Annotated in this window: 16 protein-coding genes; 4 read left to right on the top strand and 12 right to left on the bottom strand. The window is 63.6% G+C overall.

Annotation, left to right across the window (positions count from 1 at the left end):
- Nucleotides 1-143: 143 nt before the first annotated feature.
- The 5 genes from ppnN to grxD form a co-directional block, all read right to left on the bottom strand.
- Nucleotides 144-1529, bottom strand: coding sequence for a nucleotide 5'-monophosphate nucleosidase PpnN (gene ppnN, locus J7367_RS18490; RefSeq protein ID WP_057661727.1), 1386 nt, complete (start codon nt 1527-1529; stop codon nt 144-146).
- Nucleotides 1530-1635: 106 nt separating this feature from the next.
- Nucleotides 1636-4860: a TonB-dependent receptor gene (locus tag J7367_RS18495; RefSeq protein WP_057661725.1), complete on the bottom strand. Its 3225-nt coding sequence runs from the start codon at nt 4858-4860 to the stop codon at nt 1636-1638.
- Nucleotides 4861-5487: 627 nt separating this feature from the next.
- Complete coding sequence (locus J7367_RS18500; protein WP_003485603.1) at nt 5488-6087, bottom strand: YhgN family NAAT transporter; 600 nt, start codon at nt 6085-6087, stop codon at nt 5488-5490.
- A complete protein-coding gene (locus J7367_RS18505; RefSeq protein ID WP_057661723.1) occupies nt 6084-6827 on the bottom strand; it encodes an SDR family NAD(P)-dependent oxidoreductase in 744 nt (247 codons plus the stop codon). Before J7367_RS18505 ends, J7367_RS18500 begins: the two co-directional genes overlap by 4 nt.
- Nucleotides 6824-7144 carry a Grx4 family monothiol glutaredoxin gene (gene grxD, locus J7367_RS18510; protein ID WP_057661721.1) on the bottom strand — a complete coding sequence of 107 codons (321 nt, stop codon included), beginning with the start codon at nt 7142-7144 and terminating at the stop codon, nt 6824-6826. The genes J7367_RS18505 and grxD overlap by 4 nt, the downstream gene beginning before the upstream one ends.
- Before the next feature lie 121 nt (nt 7145-7265).
- On the opposite strand from grxD, the gene J7367_RS18515 reads away from it, so the two are divergent.
- A complete protein-coding gene (locus tag J7367_RS18515) occupies nt 7266-7844 on the top strand; it encodes a Fe-Mn family superoxide dismutase (RefSeq protein ID WP_057661719.1) in 579 nt (192 codons plus the stop codon).
- Between the two features lie 140 nt (nt 7845-7984).
- On the opposite strand, the gene J7367_RS18520 is transcribed toward J7367_RS18515, so the two are convergent.
- The gene (locus J7367_RS18520) at nt 7985-9130 is read right to left on the bottom strand and encodes a 5-(carboxyamino)imidazole ribonucleotide synthase (protein ID WP_057661717.1); all 1146 of its coding nucleotides are present in this window, start codon (nt 9128-9130) and stop codon (nt 7985-7987) included.
- Nucleotides 9127-9630, bottom strand: a complete 504-nt coding sequence (purE, locus tag J7367_RS18525; RefSeq protein WP_003485592.1) for a 5-(carboxyamino)imidazole ribonucleotide mutase — start codon at nt 9628-9630, stop codon at nt 9127-9129. The genes J7367_RS18520 and purE overlap by 4 nt, the downstream gene beginning before the upstream one ends.
- A 58-nt stretch (nt 9631-9688) precedes the next feature.
- Between purE and J7367_RS18530 the strand changes: the two genes are divergently transcribed.
- From J7367_RS18530 to J7367_RS18540, 3 genes are all read left to right on the top strand, one after another.
- Complete coding sequence (locus J7367_RS18530; RefSeq protein ID WP_008570984.1) at nt 9689-9958, top strand: Trm112 family protein; 270 nt, start codon at nt 9689-9691, stop codon at nt 9956-9958.
- Nucleotides 9955-10842: a carboxylating nicotinate-nucleotide diphosphorylase gene (gene nadC, locus J7367_RS18535; RefSeq protein ID WP_057661715.1), complete on the top strand. Its 888-nt coding sequence runs from the start codon at nt 9955-9957 to the stop codon at nt 10840-10842. Before J7367_RS18530 ends, nadC begins: the two co-directional genes overlap by 4 nt.
- 62 nt (nt 10843-10904) lie before the next feature.
- Nucleotides 10905-11957: a DUF2272 domain-containing protein gene (locus J7367_RS18540; RefSeq protein WP_057661713.1), complete on the top strand. Its 1053-nt coding sequence runs from the start codon at nt 10905-10907 to the stop codon at nt 11955-11957.
- Between the two features lie 277 nt (nt 11958-12234).
- Here the strand turns inward: J7367_RS18540 and pnp are convergent, their stop codons facing one another.
- The 5 genes from pnp to infB all read right to left on the bottom strand — a co-directional run bounded on the left by pnp (nt 12235) and on the right by infB (nt 19191).
- The gene (gene pnp / locus J7367_RS18545) at nt 12235-14349 is read right to left on the bottom strand and encodes a polyribonucleotide nucleotidyltransferase (RefSeq protein WP_057661711.1); all 2115 of its coding nucleotides are present in this window, start codon (nt 14347-14349) and stop codon (nt 12235-12237) included.
- Nucleotides 14350-14517: 168 nt separating this feature from the next.
- A complete protein-coding gene (rpsO, locus tag J7367_RS18550) occupies nt 14518-14778 on the bottom strand; it encodes a 30S ribosomal protein S15 (protein ID WP_003485583.1) in 261 nt (86 codons plus the stop codon).
- Nucleotides 14779-14934: 156 nt separating this feature from the next.
- Nucleotides 14935-15861 (bottom strand): tRNA pseudouridine(55) synthase TruB, encoded by a 927-nt coding sequence (truB, locus tag J7367_RS18555; protein WP_057661709.1) that lies wholly within the window; start codon nt 15859-15861, stop codon nt 14935-14937.
- A gap of 79 nt (nt 15862-15940) precedes the next feature.
- A complete protein-coding gene (gene rbfA / locus J7367_RS18560) occupies nt 15941-16333 on the bottom strand; it encodes a 30S ribosome-binding factor RbfA (protein ID WP_022559493.1) in 393 nt (130 codons plus the stop codon).
- A gap of 143 nt (nt 16334-16476) precedes the next feature.
- Nucleotides 16477-19191: a translation initiation factor IF-2 gene (gene infB / locus J7367_RS18565; RefSeq protein WP_003485576.1), complete on the bottom strand. Its 2715-nt coding sequence runs from the start codon at nt 19189-19191 to the stop codon at nt 16477-16479.
- Nucleotides 19192-19209: the final 18 nt, after the last annotated feature.

Raw genomic sequence — 19209 nt, forward strand, 5'->3', positions numbered from 1 at the left:
TGCCGGCGATGGGGAGCGTGCGTCTGTGAACCGGGAAATTCCCGCGGAAAGCGCCAGAAATGGCGAAATTCCGAAGTTCCAAAAGCCACTCTTCGGAACGACGCCACCTTCCGCCCTGTCAGGTCTCGTTGTTCAGACCTTCCCTAGGTCACCACCCGATAACAAGGCCGATAGTCCCCCGAGATCTTCATCCGGCGCTGCTCGACAAAGCCACGCAGGAGTTCGTCCAGGGCCTGCATGATCTCGGGGTCGCCGTGGATTTCGAAGGGGCCGAATTCCTCGATGCGCCGCATGCCGTCTTCTTTGACGTTGCCGGCCACGATGGCGGAGAAGGCGCGGCGCAGGTCGGCGGCCAGGGCCGGCGCCGGGCGGCCGTGGTGTAGATCCAGCGCGGCCATCGCTTCATGGCTGGGCTCGAACGGTTGCTGATACTCGAGCGGGATGTGCACGGACCAGTTGAAGTAATACGAGTCTTTCTGGTCCTTGCGGTGCGCCCGCACTCCGTGCACCCCTTCGGCCATGCGGCGCGCCACGGCGACTGGGTCGCCGACGATGATCTCGTAGCGCGAAGCGGCAGCGTCCCCCAGGGTGAGGCGAATGAAACGGTCGATCTGCTCGAAGTACGGCGCGGCGATGGTCGGGCCGGTGAGGATCAGCGGGAACGGCACGTTCGCGTTTTCTTCGCGTAGCAGGATGCCGAGCAGGTAGAGAATTTCCTCCGCGGTGCCGACGCCGCCCGGGAATACCAGGATGCCGTGGCCGATGCGGACGAAGGCCTCGAGGCGCTTCTCGATATCCGGCATGATCACCAGATGGTTGACGATCGGGTTCGGCGATTCGGCAGCGATGATGCCGGGCTCGGTGACCCCGATGTAGCGGGTATTGTGCTTGCGCTGCTTGGCATGCGCGATCGTGGCGCCCTTCATCGGACCCTTCATGGCGCCTGGGCCGCAGCCGGTGCAGATATCCAGCCCGCGCAGGCCGAGCTCGTAGCCGACCTGCTTGGTGTACAGGTATTCGTCGCGCGAAATGGAATGGCCGCCCCAACACACGACCAGGTTCGGGTCCAACGGCTGCAGGATGCGCGCATTACGCAGCTGACCGAACACGGCATTGGTGATGCCTTCGCTGGTGTCCAGATCGCCGCGTTGCGCTTCGAGCTCGATGGCCATGTAAGCGAGGTCGCGCACGACGGCAAACAACAGCTCCGCCACGCCGCGGATGATCTCCCCATCGACGAAAGCCATTGCCGGCGCATTGGTCAGATCGATGCGGATGCCGCGATCCTGCTGGTTCACCTGAATGTCGAAATCCGGGTAGAGATCGCGCGCGGCGCGTGGGTCGTCCGATGCGCTTCCGCTGGTCAGCACGGCCAGTGCGCACCGGCGCAACAGCTCATGCATGCCACCGCTGGATGCGTCTCGCAACCGGGCTACTTCTGCCTTGGACAACACATCCAGACCACCACGCGGGTAGATCCGCGCATCCACCACCGGCAGCGCCCGTGCTGCCGTACTGCTGAGTTCCATAGCATGCTCCTGTCGTATGCACGGAACTTTAGCGTACTCACCCGCACAAAAGAAAACGGCCGGGAGATCCCGGCCGTTTTTGCAAACATCGACACGCTAGCCGGCTTTAGAACTGGTAGCGGAAGCCCAGCTGCAGCGCCCAGCGGGAGATGCCCTTGTCGTCGTAGATGGTCGCGGCATCCGGCTCGTTGAAGCGGTAAACGTACTTGCCAGTTGCTGCATCGATGCCGCCGTATTCAGCAACGCCCTTGAAGCCCGGGAATGCGTACTCATCGACGCGACCCCATTTTTTGTTGAGCAGATTGCCGACATTCATGACGTCGACCCAGATCTGCGCCTTGTTGCCATCGAAGAAGCCAGGAAGCTCCTGCTCAATGTGCAGATCGAATTGGTTGACCCACGAATTACGTACCGCATTGCGGCCGGCAACCTGGCCCTTGTGCGTGGACAAGTACTGGTCGTTGTTGACGTAGTTCCAGAACGCGTTTTCTTCAGCCGCGTTACGGAACAGCACATCGCCACGCGCCGCCGGGATGTACAACAGGTCGTTGGAGCGACCGTCGCCATTGGCGTCGTTGTCGAACGTATAGCTGTAGGGACGACCGCTGCGGCCTTGATACACAAGACCGACCTTCGTTGCAAAATCCCCGAAGAAATTATGCTTCCACTGCAGCGTACCCAGGAAACTGTCCTTAATTTCGTACGCGGAGGTTGCATTGACCTCTTCATTCGCCTGGAAGGTTGCGGTGTTGAGCAACTGCGAACTCGAAGTGGAACTGGTCAGACCACTGACTTCCTTCGCGTTGGAGTAGGTGTAAGCCAAACTCCACGACCAGTCGCTGTCATTGAACGGCTTGTTCAAGCCGACAGTGAAACTCTGCGAGCCACCCTGATCGGTGGAGCGCGCGATGATGGCATCGTTGAAGCTCGTGTTGCGACCAGCACGGATATCGGTACCGCTGTTCACACATGACGAACCAGCCGCCACGCCGGTCTCACGAAGACAGGCATTACCGAGGGAATTCCAGTTAGCCGGATTACGGCCATTGGCATTCCAGTAGATATCACGACCATCCTGGCCAACTGCCGTCGGATTACCAAGATTGAGCTGCTGGTAATAAATCGCTTCCTTGACCTTGGTCACCACACCTTCCATCGAGGCGACGATGCCGTACCACGGCAACTCGGTATCGAACGCGAGGTTTGCTTTCCAAACGGCCGGCTGACCCAGATCCTTGTCAACAAAGTCGACCGACTGCGTGGCGCCCGATGTTCCGCGCGGCTGGTTGTTGACATCCGGCGTGAAGCGGATACCACTGTTGGACGCGTTGTTGAAGTTGTAATCGGTATAAGCCAAACCAGTGTTGGAATACGGGTTGGACAACCAAACCGACGCGGCAGCACCCTGAAACAGACCAACGCCGCCACGCAGCTGGGTAGGACGATCTGCATCGAAGGTGTAGTTGAAACCAAAGCGCGGCTGCCACAAGCCGTTGCCGTCAATGGTTTCATCATTGCGGAGACCGAATGCGTTGAACGCAGCCTGGTTGAACTGTGGTGAGTTCTTCACCATCGGCTCGTCATAACGCAGGCCGAAGTTCAGTGTCAGGTTGCTATTGACGGCCCAAGAGTCCTGCAAGAACACGCCCACGTTCCGCATGCCCCACTTCGCAGCAATATTGTCGATCCCGGTCGGCGAATACGAGTAACGATACGCGTTCGGCAAATTTGCCTGGTAATTGGCCACCGAATTGAAGGTGTAGCTACCGAAGACGCGCGGCCCATACAAGTTGTAGATGTCGTTGTCTTCGTAGTCGAACCCGAACTTGACCGTGTGGTCGTTCAAGAACAGCGTGCCGGCGAAGAACGCGTTCCAGGTTTCGGTACGCAACTCGTTAGCCTGGGTATTTGCCTCAGTACCGAGGTTTAAGGTGTTGTTGCCGAAACGCACAGCGATAGCCGGCAACTGCGATGCCGCAGTACGAACTGCCGAGTAATCACGATACGACACCTTGGCTTCGGTCGAGAAGGTATCGGTCCAGTCGCTAAACAACTGACCGGTGTAGGTCTCGAGTTCGAAGTCGCGCACATAATGGTACGAGTTCAACGCCAGCTGGTTGTTGCCGAAACCGTTGAGATTGGCCGTGCTCTGCTCGGACTTGCCATAGCGGAACGAACCACGATGCTTGTCGCTGATGTTCCAATCCAGCTTGAAGCCCTTCTCTTCCGAATCAGAATCCAATGCCGGCAAGGCCAGGGTCCCAGGGTCGAAGCCATAGACATTGCGCGAGATATCGATCACCTGATCGACCTGCGCCTGGGTAATACCGACTTCATTGCTGGCACCAGAACCGGCCGGACCGTAGCCACTGTTACCGGTAAACACGCCCTTGCCCTTGTACTTCTCGTAGTTCGCGAAGAAGAACAATTTGTCCTTGACGATCGGGCCACCCAGGGTCAGACCATACGTCGCTTCATTGTCGAACAGCTGCGGGCGGATGTTGTTCTGGTTCTTGCCCGACCAATCGTTCTCGCGATAAGTGCCGTAGACCGAGCCGTGGAATTCGTTGGTGCCCGACTTGGTGACGGCATTGATCACGCCACCGGTGCCGCCACTGATCGTCACGTCGTAGTTCGCCACGTCCACCGAGATTTCATCGATGACGTCCATCGAGAACGGCTGGCGCGGGGTCGGCAGGCTGTTGGATTCCAGACCGAAGGCGTCGTTGGTGCTGATGCCGTCGACTCGGATCGCGTTGTAGCGCGGGTTCTGGCCGGCGATGGAGATTTCGTTGCGCGCCTTGTCGGTTTGCGCAACGCGCGGATCCAGGCGCACATAGTCCTGCAGGTTACGGTTGATCGACGGCAGCGACTCGATTTCTTCGCGGGTCACGTTGGTACCGGTACCCATCTTGTTGGCGCTGAAAATGGCCGAGCCGTAGTTGCCGGCGATCGCCTGCACGGTGCCCAGCGTCGCCAGATCGCCGCCCAGGGCGGCATCGACCTGGTTGACCTTGTCCAGATTCAGATACACGCCTTCGCGGGTGGTGTTGCCAGCGCCCGAGGCGGTGATGGTGATGGTGTACGGCCCGCCCACACGCAAGCCGCGCGCGTTATAGCGTCCGCTGGCATCGGTGGTGGCGCGGCTGACCGTTCCGGACTCCACGTGCGTAATGGTGACTTCGGCATTCGGGACGGGCTGGCCGCCACTGCCGGTCACCAGGCCGGCGACGCCAGCCGAGGTGCTTTGCGCAAACACAGGAGCGGCGGCGAGCGCAGCGACAAGGCCAAGCGTCAGCTTGGACATGCGGAGATAACGGGGGTGGGTCATTTCGGTAGCCTCGATACAGGTTGGGCAGTGACAAAAAGGCGCAGTCAGCCCAACCGTTCCCGGGGGTGGGCTGCCGATGATCTGGGGTCCCTTGCCGCGCGACTGGTTGCTGCCGCAACGGTTAACAACAGATTAACACGCTAAGGCCTGATTGTGACGGCGGCGTGACAAACTTCGCGCACTGCTACATGAATTGCGAAGGTAAAGGCGGAGTCGCCAGATCGTGCAAGATCGCAACCGGAGCGAGACGCGCGTCGCGCCTTTGGCGCTGCCGAGTCGGCAAACAGGATCAAGCGGTCCAAACGCCTGCCTTCGGCCAGCGCATGCGTGCCGCACGTGGGGGTGCCACATGGCCATGCACCTCGCCGAATATGACACTCCACTTGCCGTCTTGCTTCACTGACCGAGCAACCTCAAGACAGTCGCAAGCGGCCAAGGGCGACCCGTTCCCATCGTCCAGAAACCATCACGTGGCACCGCTACTGTCTGGGCGCCACGTTGCGCTGGTCAGTCGCTGGAACCATGGGCCTAGAGCACGTAAACCACGCCAGTGCGGGTTGAGACCTAGCCCATCGGCGCACATTGCGGCCATACGCCGAGGTAATCGGCAAGCCGCCGAGAGCTGCGCTAGATCGACACCGGCAGCTTGAAGTACGTGCCCAGGCCGTCCAGGAACATCTGTACCGAGATGGCGACCAGCAGCATGCCCATCAGGCGCTCGATGGCCGTCAGGGCGCGGTGGCCGAGCAATTTGTACAACAGCGGCGCGGCGGCCAGGATCGACGAGGCGCCGATCCAGGCGATCATCAGCGCAAGGCTCCAGTCCCACAGCCGCGTGGGCTCGTTGCTGCCCATGAGCATCACCGCGGCCATGCCGGACGGGCCGGCCACCAGCGGGATGGCCAGCGGCACGATGAAGGGTTCGCCGTCGGGGATTTCGCCCATCAGGCCTTCGGGCCGCGGGAAGATCATGCGGATGCCGATCACAAACAGCACGATGCCGCCGGCAATGGCCACCGATTCCTGGCGCAGGTGCATCAGCTCCAGCGCGTACTTGCCGCCCCACAGGAACGCCATCAACACGCACAGCGCGATCAGCAGTTCACGCGCAAGCACGAAGCGCTGGCGCTTGGGCGGCAGCGGCTTGAGCACGCTGAGAAACACCGGAATGTTGCCCAGCGGGTCGAGAATCAGGAACAGCAGCAGCGCCGCAGAAAGAATGGTCATACCGGCGGACTCCAGATCGCACCGCGATGCGTCGCCCCTGCGGCCGATAGCACGCTGACGCATGCAGGGGCGTAACGTGCGGCATCGAGCGCGTCGTTGTCTTCGTGATGGGTGAAAGCGCGTGCGCGCAATGCGGTGCGCATCGGGCCGGGCTGCAGGCCGCTGACACGCACAGGGCCGGCGGCGGTTTCATGATGCAAGGTGGCGATCAAGCCACGCTGCGCATGCTGGGCGGCGCCATACGCCCCCCAATAGGCCTGACCCACGCGCGCGGGGTCGTCCACCACGAAGACGACCGCCGCATCGTCCTGCTGCCGCAACAGCGGCAGACACGCCTGGGTCAGCCAGGCGCGCGCGGTCAGGTCCACGTGCAAGGTGCGTGCGAAATCTGCAGGTGGGACGAGTTCGGTCGGCGTCAGGCCGGAAAAGTCGGCGGCGCAGTGCAGCAGGCCATGCAGGCCACCAAGCTCGGTCTGCAACCGTTGCGCAAGCGTGGCGTAGTCGTCCGGCGTGGCGCCGGCCAGATCCAGCGGATATAGCAGCGGCTCGTCACCCAGCGCTGCAACCGCGTCGTAGATGCGCTCCAGCGGGCGCACCTTGCGACCAAGCAAGACCACCGTGGCGCCTGCCGCCGCGCATGCCTGCGCCGCAGCGGCGCCGAGGCCACCGGCGGCGCCGGTGATCAGCACGACGCGCCCCGACAAGGCAGCCGACTGCGCCTGGGCCTGCACCGAACTCACGGCTGGTACGCCTCGCTGACGATGCGCTTGAGCTCGCCGGCTTCGAACAGCTCCAGCGTGATGTCGCAGCCGCCGATCAGCTCGCCATGGATGAACAGCTGCGGAAACGTGGGCCAGTTGGAGTAGCGCGGCAGATTGGCGCGCATTTCGGGTTCTTCCAACACGTTGACCGTGCGCAGTTGGTCGGCACCGGCGGCGACCAGGGCCTGCACGGCGCGACTGGAAAACTCGCACATCGGAAATTGCGGGGTGCCTTTCATGAACAGGACGATCGGGTGTTGTTCGACTTCGGCCTGGATCCGTTCCATCACCGGCATTGGACTCTCCTGACTGGGAGCGGCAGGCCCGACCGCCGGGTCGGATAGACTTCCGCAAAGGCGCGCATTGTAAGCCTTCAGCGCGACCTATCGCCGCACTCCCTTCGCTGCCACTGCCATCATGCCGATCGAACACGTTGCACTGCCCTACTCCCGCGCTGCCCTGGAACCGCATCTGTCGTCTGCGACACTGGAGGCGCATCACGGCCTCTGTCACCGCAGCGAGGTCGAACAGCTCAACGCGCGCCTGGAAGGCAGCGAACTGGCCGAGTTGACGCTGGAAGAAATCATCGCCCAGGCGCAGGGCACGCTGTTTCATCTCGCCGCGCAGGTGTGGAACCACAATTTCTATTGGCAGTGCCTGCGTCCGCGCGCTGGCGGGGAGCCGCTTGGGCGGCTGGGCGACGGCATCGCCAAATCGTTCGGCGACTTCGTGCATTTCAAGCAGGAGTTCAATCGTGTGGCCTTGACCAGCTTCGGCTCGGGCTGGGTGTGGCTGGTGCAGCGCCCGGACGGCGCGCTGGCGGTGGTCGCCACACCCAACGCCTCCACCCCACTCACCGGGCCGGACGTTCCGCTGCTCGCCTGCGACATCTGGGAGCATGCGTATTACCTGGACTACCAGCAGGATCGCGCGCGCTACCTGGAGGCTTTCTGGAAGCTGGTGAACTGGGATTTTGTCGCAAGCCGGCTGGGCTGACCTGCCCGCTCAGCTTTCAGTCGCAGATGCAGACTGGCTCATCTGCTGAAACATTGCAGAACGGGTCCGCGTCCGACACCGACTTGCCTCGCAGACAGCGCGTGACCTCGCACGTAATGGCCACCGACATGCTGCGCGCATCACGCTTCGTTCAAACGCGCAACCACCGGCCGGGCTTGCGCATCGCGCTGCAGCGCCGCGCCGGCATCGCTCACTGCCAGCGAAAGCGCCTGCGCTGTCTCCGCGCGCAGCGTTGCGTGCCCCACCTTGCGTCCATCGCGCGCTTGCTTGCCATAGTCGTGCCAATGCCCACCGGGCACCGCCAGAAACGCCCCGGCGTCTGGCATCGCGCCCAACCAGTTGAGCATGCAGGCGTGGCCGCGCATCGCCGTACTGCCCAGTGGCAAGCCAAGGACCGCGCGCACATGATTTTCAAATTGCGAGGTCTCGGCGCCTTCGATGGTCCAATGCCCCGAGTTATGCACGCGCGGCGCCATTTCGTTGGCAAGCAACTCACCGTCGCGCACGAACAGCTCCAGCGCAAATACGCCGACGTAGTCGAGCTTTTCGGCCACGGCACGCGCGTGCGATTCGGCCACGGCCTGAAGTGCTGCCTCCACGCTGGCCGGTGCCAGGCTGGCCGACAGCACACCGTCCACATGCCAGTTTTCGGTCAATGGCCAGGCGCGGAATTCGCCGTCGCGCCCACGCACTGCAATCACGCTGACCTCGCGCTGAAACGGCACGAACGCTTCCACGATCAATCCGACGTGCGCCGCCTGTGCGCCAAGCGCGTCCCACGCTGCATCGGCATCGGCGAGCGACTTGATACGGAACTGGCCCTTGCCGTCGTAGCCGAAGCGGCGCGTCTTCAGCACGCAGGGCGTGCCGATCCGTGCGAGCGCTGCATCCAGGCCGGCGCGGTCGTCGATTGCGGCAAACTCGGGCACCGGAATGCCGAGCTCGCGGAACAAGGTTTTTTCGCTGAGCCGGTCCTGCGCAACCGCAAGCGCAGCCGGACTGGGAAACACCGGCACCCGGGCAGCGAGTTGCTGCGCGCTGGTGGCCGGCACGTTTTCGAAATCGAAGGTGATCACATCCACCTGCTCGGCGAATGCGGCAAGGGTCGCCACGTCATCGAACGCGCCAACCTGCAGCGGTGCCACCTGGCCAGCGCATGCATCGGCTGCCGGATCGAAGACCGCAAAGCGTATGCCGAGCGGTGCACCGGCCAGTACCAGCATGCGCGCCAGCTGGCCGCCACCGAGAATGCCGACCGTGCTCATTGGCGTGGGTCGTCGCTGGCCATGACATCGTCGGTCTGCTTGGCGCGGAATTGCGCCAGCGCCTGACCGATCTGCGTCTGCTCCGGCGCCAGCATGGCCGCCGCAAACAACGCCGCATTGGCCGCACCGGCATTGCCGATGGCAAAGGTGGCCACCGGAATACCGGCCGGCATCTGCACGATCGACAGCAGCGAATCCATGCCGTTCAACGCCTTGGACTGCACCGGCACGCCAAGCACCGGCACTGCAGTCTTGGCAGCCAGCATGCCCGGCAGATGCGCCGCGCCGCCGGCGCCGGCGATGATCGCGCGCAGTCCACGGGCGCCCGCCTGTTCGGCGTAGGCGAACAAGACGTCCGGGGTGCGGTGCGCCGAGACCACCTTGACTTCGTACGGCACGCCCAGCGCGTCGAGCTTCTGAGCTGCGTGTTGCATGGTCTCCCAGTCCGAACGGGAACCCATCACGATGCCGACCAGCGGCGCGGAGTGGTTGGAGGTCATGGCCCTGCCCTGCGGTAAAGACGTATTCTAGCCAATCTCCACGCAAGACAAGACTTCGATGGATCGCAAATTGCTCGACCTGCTGTGCTCGCCCGACACCCGCCAGCCGCTTTCGCTGCTCGACGGCAAGGGCCTGGAAGCACTCAATGCCGCCATCGCAGGCGGAACCCTGCAGCGCGCCGACGGCGCCGCACAAACCCAGCCGCTGCGTGAAGCGCTGATCACCCGCGACCGCAAGCAGATCTTCCGCGTCGACGACGGCATTCCGGTGCTGCTGGCCGAAGAAGCCATCGCCACCGCACAAATCGCCGACTTCCCCGAGAAGTGAGCCTGCCCGTGCGCACCAACGTGCCGGACGCGCCGCCCGTCGAATCGATCGAAGCGGATGTGGCGCGCGCCCTGGCCGAAGACATCGGCAGCGGCGATGTCACCGCCGCGCTGCTGCCCGACCAGGCCGACAGTGCCTACCTGCTGTGCAAGCAGGATGCGGTCATCGCCGGCCGCCCCTGGTTCGATGCCACTCACCGCGCGCTCGACCCGCAGGTACGCATCGACTGGCAGGTGCACGAAGGCCAACGCGTCGCTGCAGGCACGGTGCTCGCGCTGCTGCACGGTCGCAGCCGCAGCCTGGTCAGCGCCGAACGCACCTCGCTCAATTTCATGCAGACGCTGTCTGCCACGGCGACCACCACCGCGGCATATGTGGCTGCGGTGGCCGGGACGCACGCGCGCATTCTGGACACACGCAAGACGCTGCCGGGCCTGCGCGCCGCGCAGAAATACGCCGTGCGCTGCGGCGGTGGCGACAATCACCGTATCGGCCTGTTCGACACGGTGATGCTGAAGGAAAATCACATTCGCGCCGCCGGTTCGTTGAGCGCGGCCGTGCATGCCGCACGCGCGCAGCAACCGCAGTTGCCGCTGGTGGTCGAAGTGGAAACGCTGGAGCAGCTACGCGAAGCATTGCAGGTTGGTTGCACGCGCATCCTGATCGACGACTTCGACCAGGCCATGCGCCGAGAAGCGGTGCGTATCGTTGGCGCATTACCGCCAGAACGGCGCATTCCGCTGGAAGTTTCCGGCAGCGTGGATCTGGCCGGCATTCGTACGATTGCCGAAGACGGGGTGGACTGCATTTCCATCGGCGGGCTCACCAAGCATGTGCAGGCAGTGGATCTGTCGCTCAAACTCGGCCCGCCGCCAGCGCGCTGATTTCACGCGTGCGCGCAGCCGGCTCTGGCAGCCTGCTGCGATGTTTCCGTGCAGGACCTGCAATGACCGTCAAACCTTGGCCGTGGATCTGCCTCTTGCTGGCAGGTATCGGAAGTAGCGCTGCGGCTGCGGAGGTGTGCGATATCCCGCCACGGTTCGGAACGAGTCCCGCCGCGATCGCCATCGTGCGCAGCGCCTGCAATGAGCACCGTTTGTGGCAGCACCCGTTTATCGATGCCAAGGGCCGCCTGGCCAGCCTGGGCGTGACCGAAGCCGAATCCGGTTATCTCGCCGATCACGGTGTGGTCGCCTGGCAACGCGTTGCAGGCTACTGGCGCGACAGCGGCACGCTTGCGTCGATGGGCGGCAGGCCTGGCGCATCGAGCTGCGCGGCATTGGATGGCACGCGCTACACCGTCAGCGACTGCCGCGCATTTCTGATCGACAACCCATGGTCGGCCGCTTTCATTTCCTGGGTGATGACGCAGTCGGGGCTGGGCGGTTTTCATCGCTCCGCGCGGCATCTGGATTACATCCGCAGCGCCTACAACGACGGCGCTACCGGACCGTACCGGTTTACCGATCCGGCGGTCGAGAAGCCGGCGCCCGGCGATCTGCTGTGTCTGCTGCGCGGCCGCAGCACCGCGATGGGCTATGCCGGCCTGAAGGCCGCGTTGGGTGGCAGCGCACCGATGCCATGGCAATCGCATTGCGATGTGGTGGTGGCCGCCAATGTCGGCGGCGATCGCACCCTATACCTGATCGGCGGCAACGTGTTCAACACGGTGATGATGCGCAAGATGCCGCTGGATCGCGCCGGCCGCGTGGTGTTGCCAACACCGCAATCGGACAGCACGCAGGACCAGAACGAAGACAGCCTGGGCATCGCCAGCGAATGCACGCCGGCGCACGAAGAATTGTGCGACTTCAATCGCCGCGACTGGGCCGCACTACTGAAACTGCGTCCTGATGCGGCAGTGGTTGCGCCGCCGCCGACGGCGCCGCTGCCGACACCCAGCACCGCGCCCGCAGAACAAACGATGCCGCCGGGTTTCCCTCGCGTTGTGCCGCCGCGTCCGGACACGCAGCCCGCGCCGACGCAGCAACAAGGATAGATCAAGTTGTAAGGCCGGACACACCCTCATCCGCCCCCGCCGGGCACCTTCTCCCATGGGAGAAGGATTCACAGCCCCTCTCCTGCGGGAGAGGGCTGGGGTGAGGGTAAGGGGCGAAACTGCGCATCCCGAATATCACGAGGCCTTTGCCGCGCCTTCATCCGGCGCTGCGTGCCACGTGCTCCCAACGGGAGAAGCAATCGAGCACACAACAAAAAAGCGGGCCGAAGCCCGCTCTTTCGTCATGCATCACGCATGATGCATCAGCACGCAGCGATTACTCGGCCGACGCCTGCACGCCTTCGCCTTCTTCCACTGCCTTGATCGACAGGCGGATGCGGCCCTGCTTGTCCACTTCCAGCACCTTGACGCGGACCAGATCGCCTTCCTTCAACTTGTCGCCGACCTTCTCCACGCGCTCGCTGGAAATCTGCGAGACGTGCACCAGGCCGTCCTTGCCCGGCAGGATGGTGACGAACGCACCGAAGTCCATGATCTTGGCGACCTTGCCTTCGTAGATGCGGCCCGGCTCCACGTCCGAGGTGATCTGTTCGATGCGCGACTTCGCAGCCTGCGCGGCGATGGCATTGACCGAGGCGATGATGATCGTGCCATCGTCCTGGATGTCGATCTGCGTGCCGGTTTCCTTGGTGATGGCCTGAATGGTCGAGCCACCCTTGCCGATCACTTCGCGGATCTTGTCCGGGTGGATCTTGATGGTGAGCAGGCGCGGCGCGTAGTCGCTCAGCTCCTGACGCGGGGTGGTCAGCGCATGCGCCATCTCGCCCAGGATGTGCAGACGGCCAGCCTTGGCCTGCTGCAATGCCTGCTTCATGATCTCTTCGGTGATGCCTTCGATCTTGATGTCCATCTGCAGGGCGGACACGCCTTCGGCAGTACCGGCCACCTTGAAGTCCATGTCGCCGAGGTGATCTTCGTCACCCAGGATGTCGGAGAGCACGACGAAGTCGTTGCCTTCCTTGACCAGACCCATTGCGATACCCGCGACCGGCGCCTTGATCGGCACGCCAGCATCCATCAGCGCCAGCGAGCTGCCGCAGACCGATGCCATCGAGGACGAACCGTTGGACTCGGTGATTTCCGAGACCACGCGGATGGTGTACGGGAATTCTTCAAGGGTCGGCATCACTGCCAGCACGCCGCGCTTGGCCAGGCGGCCGTGGCCGATTTCGCGACGCTTCGGCGCACCGAAACGACCGCACTCGCCCACCGAGTACGGAGGGAAGTTGTAATGAAACAGGAAATTTTCCTTGTACTCGCCCGACACCGCGTCGATGACCTGACCGTCGCGCGCGGTGCCCAACGTGGTGATCACGATCGCCTGCGTCTCGCCGCGGGTGAACAGCGCCGAGCCATGGGTACGCGGCAACACGCCGGCCGTGGCGCTGATCGGACGCACGGTATCCAGTGCACGACCGTCGATACGCACCTTGGTGCTCAACACCGAACCACGCATGGTCTGGTATTCCAGCTCGCCGAATTCCTTGGCCAGATCACCGGCAGCCCAGCCTTCGATGGTGGCGCGCGGCGCCAGTGCGCCCAGCACGTCTTTCTTGATCGCCGAAATCGCATCGCGACGCTGCAGCTTGTCGCGCACCTGGAATGCCGACGCCAGCTGGTCGCCAACCGCTTCCTTCAGGGCAGCGATCATGCCGTCCTTCTTCGCCGGGGCCACCCAGTCGGACGGCTTGGTGCCGGCCTCGACGGTCAGCTCGTTGATGACGTTGATGACCTTCTGCATCTCGCGATGGCCGAATGTCACTGCGCCCAGCATGACTTCTTCGGACAGCAGGTCGGCTTCGGACTCGACCATCAGCACCGCGTTGGCGGTACCGGCCACGACCAGCTCCAGCTGCGAATCCTTCAGCTCGGTCACGGTCGGGTTGAGGATGTATTCGCCGTTCTTGTAGCCGACCTTGGCGGCGCCGATCGGGCCCTTGAAGGGAGTGCCGGCCAGCGACAGCGCAGCCGAGGCGCCGATCAGCGCGGCGATATCGCCGTCGATGTCCGGGTTCATCGACATCACGGTGGGGATGATCTGCACTTCGTTCTTGTAGTCCTCCGGGAACAGCGGACGGATCGGACGATCGATCAGGCGCGAGATCAACGTTTCCTTCTCGGTCGCGCGTCCTTCGCGCTTGAAGAAGCCGCCCGGGATGCGGCCGCCAGCGTAGAACTTCTCCTGATAATCGACCGTCAGAGGAAAGAAGTCCTGCCCTTCGCGCGCGCTCTTGGCGGCGACGGCGGTGACCAGCAGTACGGTGTCGTCGAACTTGACGATCACGGCGCCGCCTGCCTGGCGAGCGATTTCGCCCGTCTCAAGAGTGACGGTGTGCTTGCCGTACTGGAAGGTTTTGGTGATTTTTGCCACGGAGGTTTTTTCCCTTAGGTATTGCTGTCTGCGTTGGACCGTCGTCGACCCATGCCGAGAACGGGCGGCCGGGAGGCTCCGGCCCAAGAGTGCGCATTGCGTGAAACGTAGTGCGATTGAACAAAACAAAACCGCGGCGCATCGCTGCGCCGCGGCGGTAGGACTCGATTAGCGGCGCAGGCCGAGCTTCTCGATCAAGGACTTGTAACGCTCGTTGTCCTTCTTCTTCAGGTAGTCGAGCAGGCTGCGGCGACGGTTGACCATCTGCAGCAGACCACGACGGCTGTGGTGATCCTTCTTGTGGGTCTTGAAGTGGCCGGTCAGCAGCTCGATGCGCGCGGTCAGCAGGGCCACCTGCACTTCCGGCGAACCGGTGTCCTGGGCGCTGCGCTTGTTGTCTTCAATAACTTTCTGGGTGTCGACGGACATGATGTTTTCTCGATAGATGCGTGGTCGACAGGAACGTGCATGACGCACCGTCGGACTCGCCGTTTGCTTAGGATGAGCGCGCTTGGCGCTAAGGTGCCCCGATCGGGGCCGCGAAATTGTAACGTCGCCCGGCCCAGGGAACAAGTTGACAAAATCTTAACAGGCCGGAATTTCGTTCAGTCCATTGAACAATCGTTGTGGCGACAAGCGCCCGTCGGCGTCCACCAGGCCTAGTCCCGAGGGGGTTCCGTCAGGACCGAATACGGCCACCTGCCCTGTCGGAAATGCAGCATCACGCAAGCGCTGGCCCATGCGGAAACGTGCCGCGCGGGTTTGATCGAGCACGATTCGCGCAAAATCGGCCAGGCCGGCCTCGATCGGCAGCAGTAGTGTCTGCGCCTGGGCACCCGCCTCCAAAATTGCCGACAACGCCTCCAGCGTGATCATCTGCGGAGCGCGAAACGGCTCCACCCACAGCCGACGCAGCGAGGCGATGTGCGCTCCACATCCCAGCACCTCGCCCAGGTCGCGCGCCAGGCTGCGGATATACGTGCCCGAACCGCAGGTCACGCGCAGGCGCAGACGCGGGGTGCCGTAGCCCAGCACCTCGATCGCCTGCACATCCACTTCGCGCACCGGCGCTTGGATACGTTCGCCGCGTCGCGCCTTGGCATACAGCGGCTTGCCGCCCTGCTTGAGCGCGGAATAAATCGGCGCCTGTTGCTGGATACGGCCGATGAAAGGCGCCAACGCCGCCTGGAAATCGGCCTCGCTCAGATCCGGCACCGCGCGCTCGCGCAGCGGCTCGCCGTCGGCATCGTCGGTGTCGGTGGTGACGCCCAACACGATCTCGGCGTCGTACGCCTTGGCTGAACCGAGCAGCAGTCCGGCGATCTTGGTCGCTTCGCCAAAACAGAGCGGCAACAGGCCGGTGGCCAGCGGATCCAGGCTGCCGGTATGGCCGCCCTTTTCTGCGCGCAATAACCGGCGTGCGGCCTGCAATGCATTGTTGGAGCTCAGCCCCGACGGCTTGTCCAGCAGCAGGATGCCGTGCAACGGGCGGTAGACGATGCGGGGTTTCAAAAGATCGGTGCTCGAATCAGGCGCAGTGCGCGCCCGCGGGAATCAGGGCCGCGGCAGAAGCGGCAGGCCGTGACAGCGCTCAGCGCTGTTCGGCATCTTTGTCGCTGGACGTGGCCTCGGGGCCAACGTCGTCCAGGTCACGCAGCAGATTGTCGATGCGTTCGCCGCGATCGACCGAATCGTCGTAATGGAAGTGCAGCTCGGGTACGTGACGCAGCTTCATCGCGCGCGCCAACTGCGTACGCAGCTGGCCGGCGATTTCCTTGAGCCCCTTGACCGCTTCGGCCGAACGCTCCTGCTGCAGCGCGGTGACGAAGACCTTGGCGTGCGCCAGGTCGCGACTGATTTCGACGTCTGACACGCTGACCGACGGCAGGCCATGGTCGCGCACGGCCGCGTGCACGATCGTGCCGAGGTCGCGACGCACCTGCGCAGATACGCGGTCGGTGCGATGGAATGATTTGGTTGGCATGGTCGGGGACCTGGTTGATTCGGAGGGCCAGTAGGCACCGAAGCCAAAAACAAACGCGGGCGGCCATGCCGCCCTCGCCTTGCAGAACCTGCATTGGACAACTCCGCAGGACGGAGTCCGGGGCCCGCGAGCCCCGGCAGCCGTTACAGCGTACGGGCCACTTCGATACGCTCGAAGCACTCGATCTGGTCGCCGGCCTTGACGTCGTTGTAAGCCTTCACGCCGATACCGCATTCGGTACCGTTGCGCACTTCGTCGACGTTTTCCTTGAAGCGACGCAGCGATTCCAGCTCGCCTTCGAACACCACGACGCTGTCGCGGAGCACGCGGATCGGCTTGCTGCGCTTGACCACGCCTTCGATGACCATGCAGCCTGCAACGGCGCCGAACTTCGAGCTGCGGAACACATCGCGCACCTGTGCGATACCGATGATCTCCTCGCGGATTTCCACGCCGAGCAGACCGGAGGCCACCTGCTTCACCTGATCGATCACGTCATAGATGATCGAGAAGTAACGCAGGTCGATCCCGTTGGACTCGACGATCTTGCGCGCCGAGGCATCCGCACGCACGTTGAAGCCGATGATCGTCGCCTTGGAAGCAGCGGCCGAATTTGCGTCGGATTCGGTGATGCCGCCCACGCCGGAGTGGATCACGTTGATGCGGATGTCCTCGTTGGACAACGCCACCAACGACTGCTTGAGCGCTTCCACCGAGCCCTGCACGTCGGCCTTGATCACCAGGTTCAACACCTGCTGGCCTTCGCCCTTGCCCATCTGGGCCAGGATGTCTTCCATGCGGTTGGTCGCCGAGGCAACCAGACGCGACTCGCGGCGCTTGGTTTCGCGCTGCTGCGCCACGTCCTTGGCCAGACGCTCGTCGTCGACGACCACGAAGTCGTCGCCGGCTTCCGGAACGCCGGACAAACCCAGCACCTGCACCGGAATCGACGGGCCCGCCGAGGCCGGCTGATGGCCGGTTTCGTCGAACAACGCACGCACGCGACCGTACTGGATGCCGCACACCAGATAGTCGCCACGCTTCAGCGCACCCTGCTGCACCAGCACCGTCGCCACCGGGCCGCGGCCCTTGTCCAGCGAAGATTCGATGACGGTACCGCTGGCGCGGCCCTCGGCAACGGCCTTGAGTTCCAGCACTTCGGCCTGCAGCGAAATCGCGTCCAGCAGCGTGTCCACGCCGGTACCGAGCTTGGCCGACACTTCGATGAACTGGGTGTCGCCACCGAACTCTTCGGCCACCACGTTTTCGGCCAGCAGCTCGTTCTTGACCCGCAGCGGATCCGCGCCGGTCTTGTCGATCTTGTTGACCGCCACGATCAGCGGCACGCCTGCCGCCTTGGCATGCGCAACCGCTTCCTTGGTCTGCGGCATCACGCCATCGTCGGCGGCAACCACCAGCACCACGATGTCGGTGATCTTGGCGCCGCGGGCACGCATCGAGGTAAACGCGGCATGGCCGGGCGTATCCAGGAAGCTGATGACGCCACGACCAGTTTCGACGTGATACGCACCAATGTGCTGGGTAATGCCGCCGGCTTCGCCGGAGGCGATCTTGGTACGGCGGATGTAATCCAGCAGCGAGGTCTTGCCGTGATCGACGTGACCCATGATGGTGACCACCGGCGGACGCGACGTGGCCTCGCCCTGCGCATCTTCGGCATGCGCCAGCAGCGCGTCTTCGAAGTCGGCATTGTCGGCACGCACGGCTTTATGGCCGAGCTCTTCGGTCACCAGTGCGGCGGTGTCGTGATCGATGCTCTGGGTGATGGTCGCCATGACGCCCATCTTGAACAACGCCTTGACCACGTCGCCGCCCTTGAGCGCGAGCTTCTGCGCCAGGTCTGCAACGGTGATGGTCTCGCCGATCGCCACTTCACGCACCACCGGTGCGGTGGGGCGCTCGAACCCGTGCGGGCCGCTGTTGGCCTGGCTGCCGCCACGGCCGCTGTCGTTACCGCGGCGCGAGGACGACGAACCCGGGCGACCGGTCGGCTTGCCGCGCACATTGGAACGGCGTGCGCGATCGGCCGCGGACAGATGCAACTGCCCGGCGAAGCGCTTGGTCGCATCGTCATCCTCGACCCCGGCTACCATGACGTGCGAACCGCGCGTCTTGTGCTTGGCGGCATTGCTGCGGTCGTCCGCACGTGCCGGCGCTGCCGGACGCGAGGCCGGAGATGCACCCGCCGGGCGTGCCGCACGCGGCGCGGAGGACGGCGAAGAAGGCGAACGCGCAGCCGGCGCCGCGGCAGACGGCGTCGGCGCATCAGCAACCGGGGCCGGCGCGCTGGCAGCCGCAGCGGCTTCCTCGGCAGCCTTGCGCTCGGCTTCTGCACGGTCCTTGGCGGCCTGCTCTTCCTCGCGCTTGCGCTGAATTGCTTCGTCGCGCACGCGGTCGCTTTCGGCCAGGCGCTGCTGCTCTTCGAGGTTGCGCTGACGCGACTCCTCGAGCTTCCGCAGGATATCGGCGCGTTCTTCGTCCGGCGTCATCGGCGCGGCGCGGCCGCCACCTTCGTTCTCGGACTTCACGTAGGTGCGCTTCTGCCGCACTTCCACGTTGACCGTGGTCTTGGTGCGGCCGGCGTTGACAGTGACTTCCTGCAGCTTGCGCCGGTTGAGCGTGATTTTCTTGGCTGCTTCACTCGCCGCTTCGGCAGACGTTTCGGCCTTGCCGTGCGTGCGACGCAGGAAGCCAAGCAGTTTCATCTTCTCGGTGCTGGTCACGACCTGGTCGGGACCGCTGAACTTCATTCCGGCCTCGGCCAGTTGAACCAGCAGTTTATCGACCGGCGTATTGACCAGTTCGGCAAGCTTGCGGATGGTGGTTTGCTGCGACATTCGGATCCTATGATCTGG

Source organism: Xanthomonas sp. D-36-1, from assembly GCF_017746155.1.
GTDB classification, from domain to species: domain Bacteria; phylum Pseudomonadota; class Gammaproteobacteria; order Xanthomonadales; family Xanthomonadaceae; genus Xanthomonas; species Xanthomonas cissicola.

What these genes read in the sequence shown, in the direction of transcription:
- ppnN (WP_057661727.1), bottom strand. Translation starts at nt 1,529, where the DNA reads ATGGAACTCAGCAGTACGGCAGCACGGGCGCTGCCGGTGGTGGATGCG.
- J7367_RS18495 (WP_057661725.1), bottom strand. Translation starts at nt 4,860, where the DNA reads ATGACCCACCCCCGTTATCTCCGCATGTCCAAGCTGACGCTTGGCCTT.
- J7367_RS18500 (WP_003485603.1), bottom strand. Translation starts at nt 6,087, where the DNA reads ATGACCATTCTTTCTGCGGCGCTGCTGCTGTTCCTGATTCTCGACCCG.
- grxD (WP_057661721.1), bottom strand. Translation starts at nt 7,144, where the DNA reads ATGCCGGTGATGGAACGGATCCAGGCCGAAGTCGAACAACACCCGATC.
- J7367_RS18515 (WP_057661719.1), top strand. Translation starts at nt 7,266, where the DNA reads ATGCCGATCGAACACGTTGCACTGCCCTACTCCCGCGCTGCCCTGGAA.
- J7367_RS18520 (WP_057661717.1), bottom strand. Translation starts at nt 9,130, where the DNA reads ATGAGCACGGTCGGCATTCTCGGTGGCGGCCAGCTGGCGCGCATGCTG.
- purE (WP_003485592.1), bottom strand. Translation starts at nt 9,630, where the DNA reads ATGACCTCCAACCACTCCGCGCCGCTGGTCGGCATCGTGATGGGTTCC.
- J7367_RS18530 (WP_008570984.1), top strand. Translation starts at nt 9,689, where the DNA reads ATGGATCGCAAATTGCTCGACCTGCTGTGCTCGCCCGACACCCGCCAG.
- J7367_RS18540 (WP_057661713.1), top strand. Translation starts at nt 10,905, where the DNA reads ATGACCGTCAAACCTTGGCCGTGGATCTGCCTCTTGCTGGCAGGTATC.
- rpsO (WP_003485583.1), bottom strand. Translation starts at nt 14,778, where the DNA reads ATGTCCGTCGACACCCAGAAAGTTATTGAAGACAACAAGCGCAGCGCC.
- rbfA (WP_022559493.1), bottom strand. Translation starts at nt 16,333, where the DNA reads ATGCCAACCAAATCATTCCATCGCACCGACCGCGTATCTGCGCAGGTG.
- infB (WP_003485576.1), bottom strand. Translation starts at nt 19,191, where the DNA reads ATGTCGCAGCAAACCACCATCCGCAAGCTTGCCGAACTGGTCAATACG.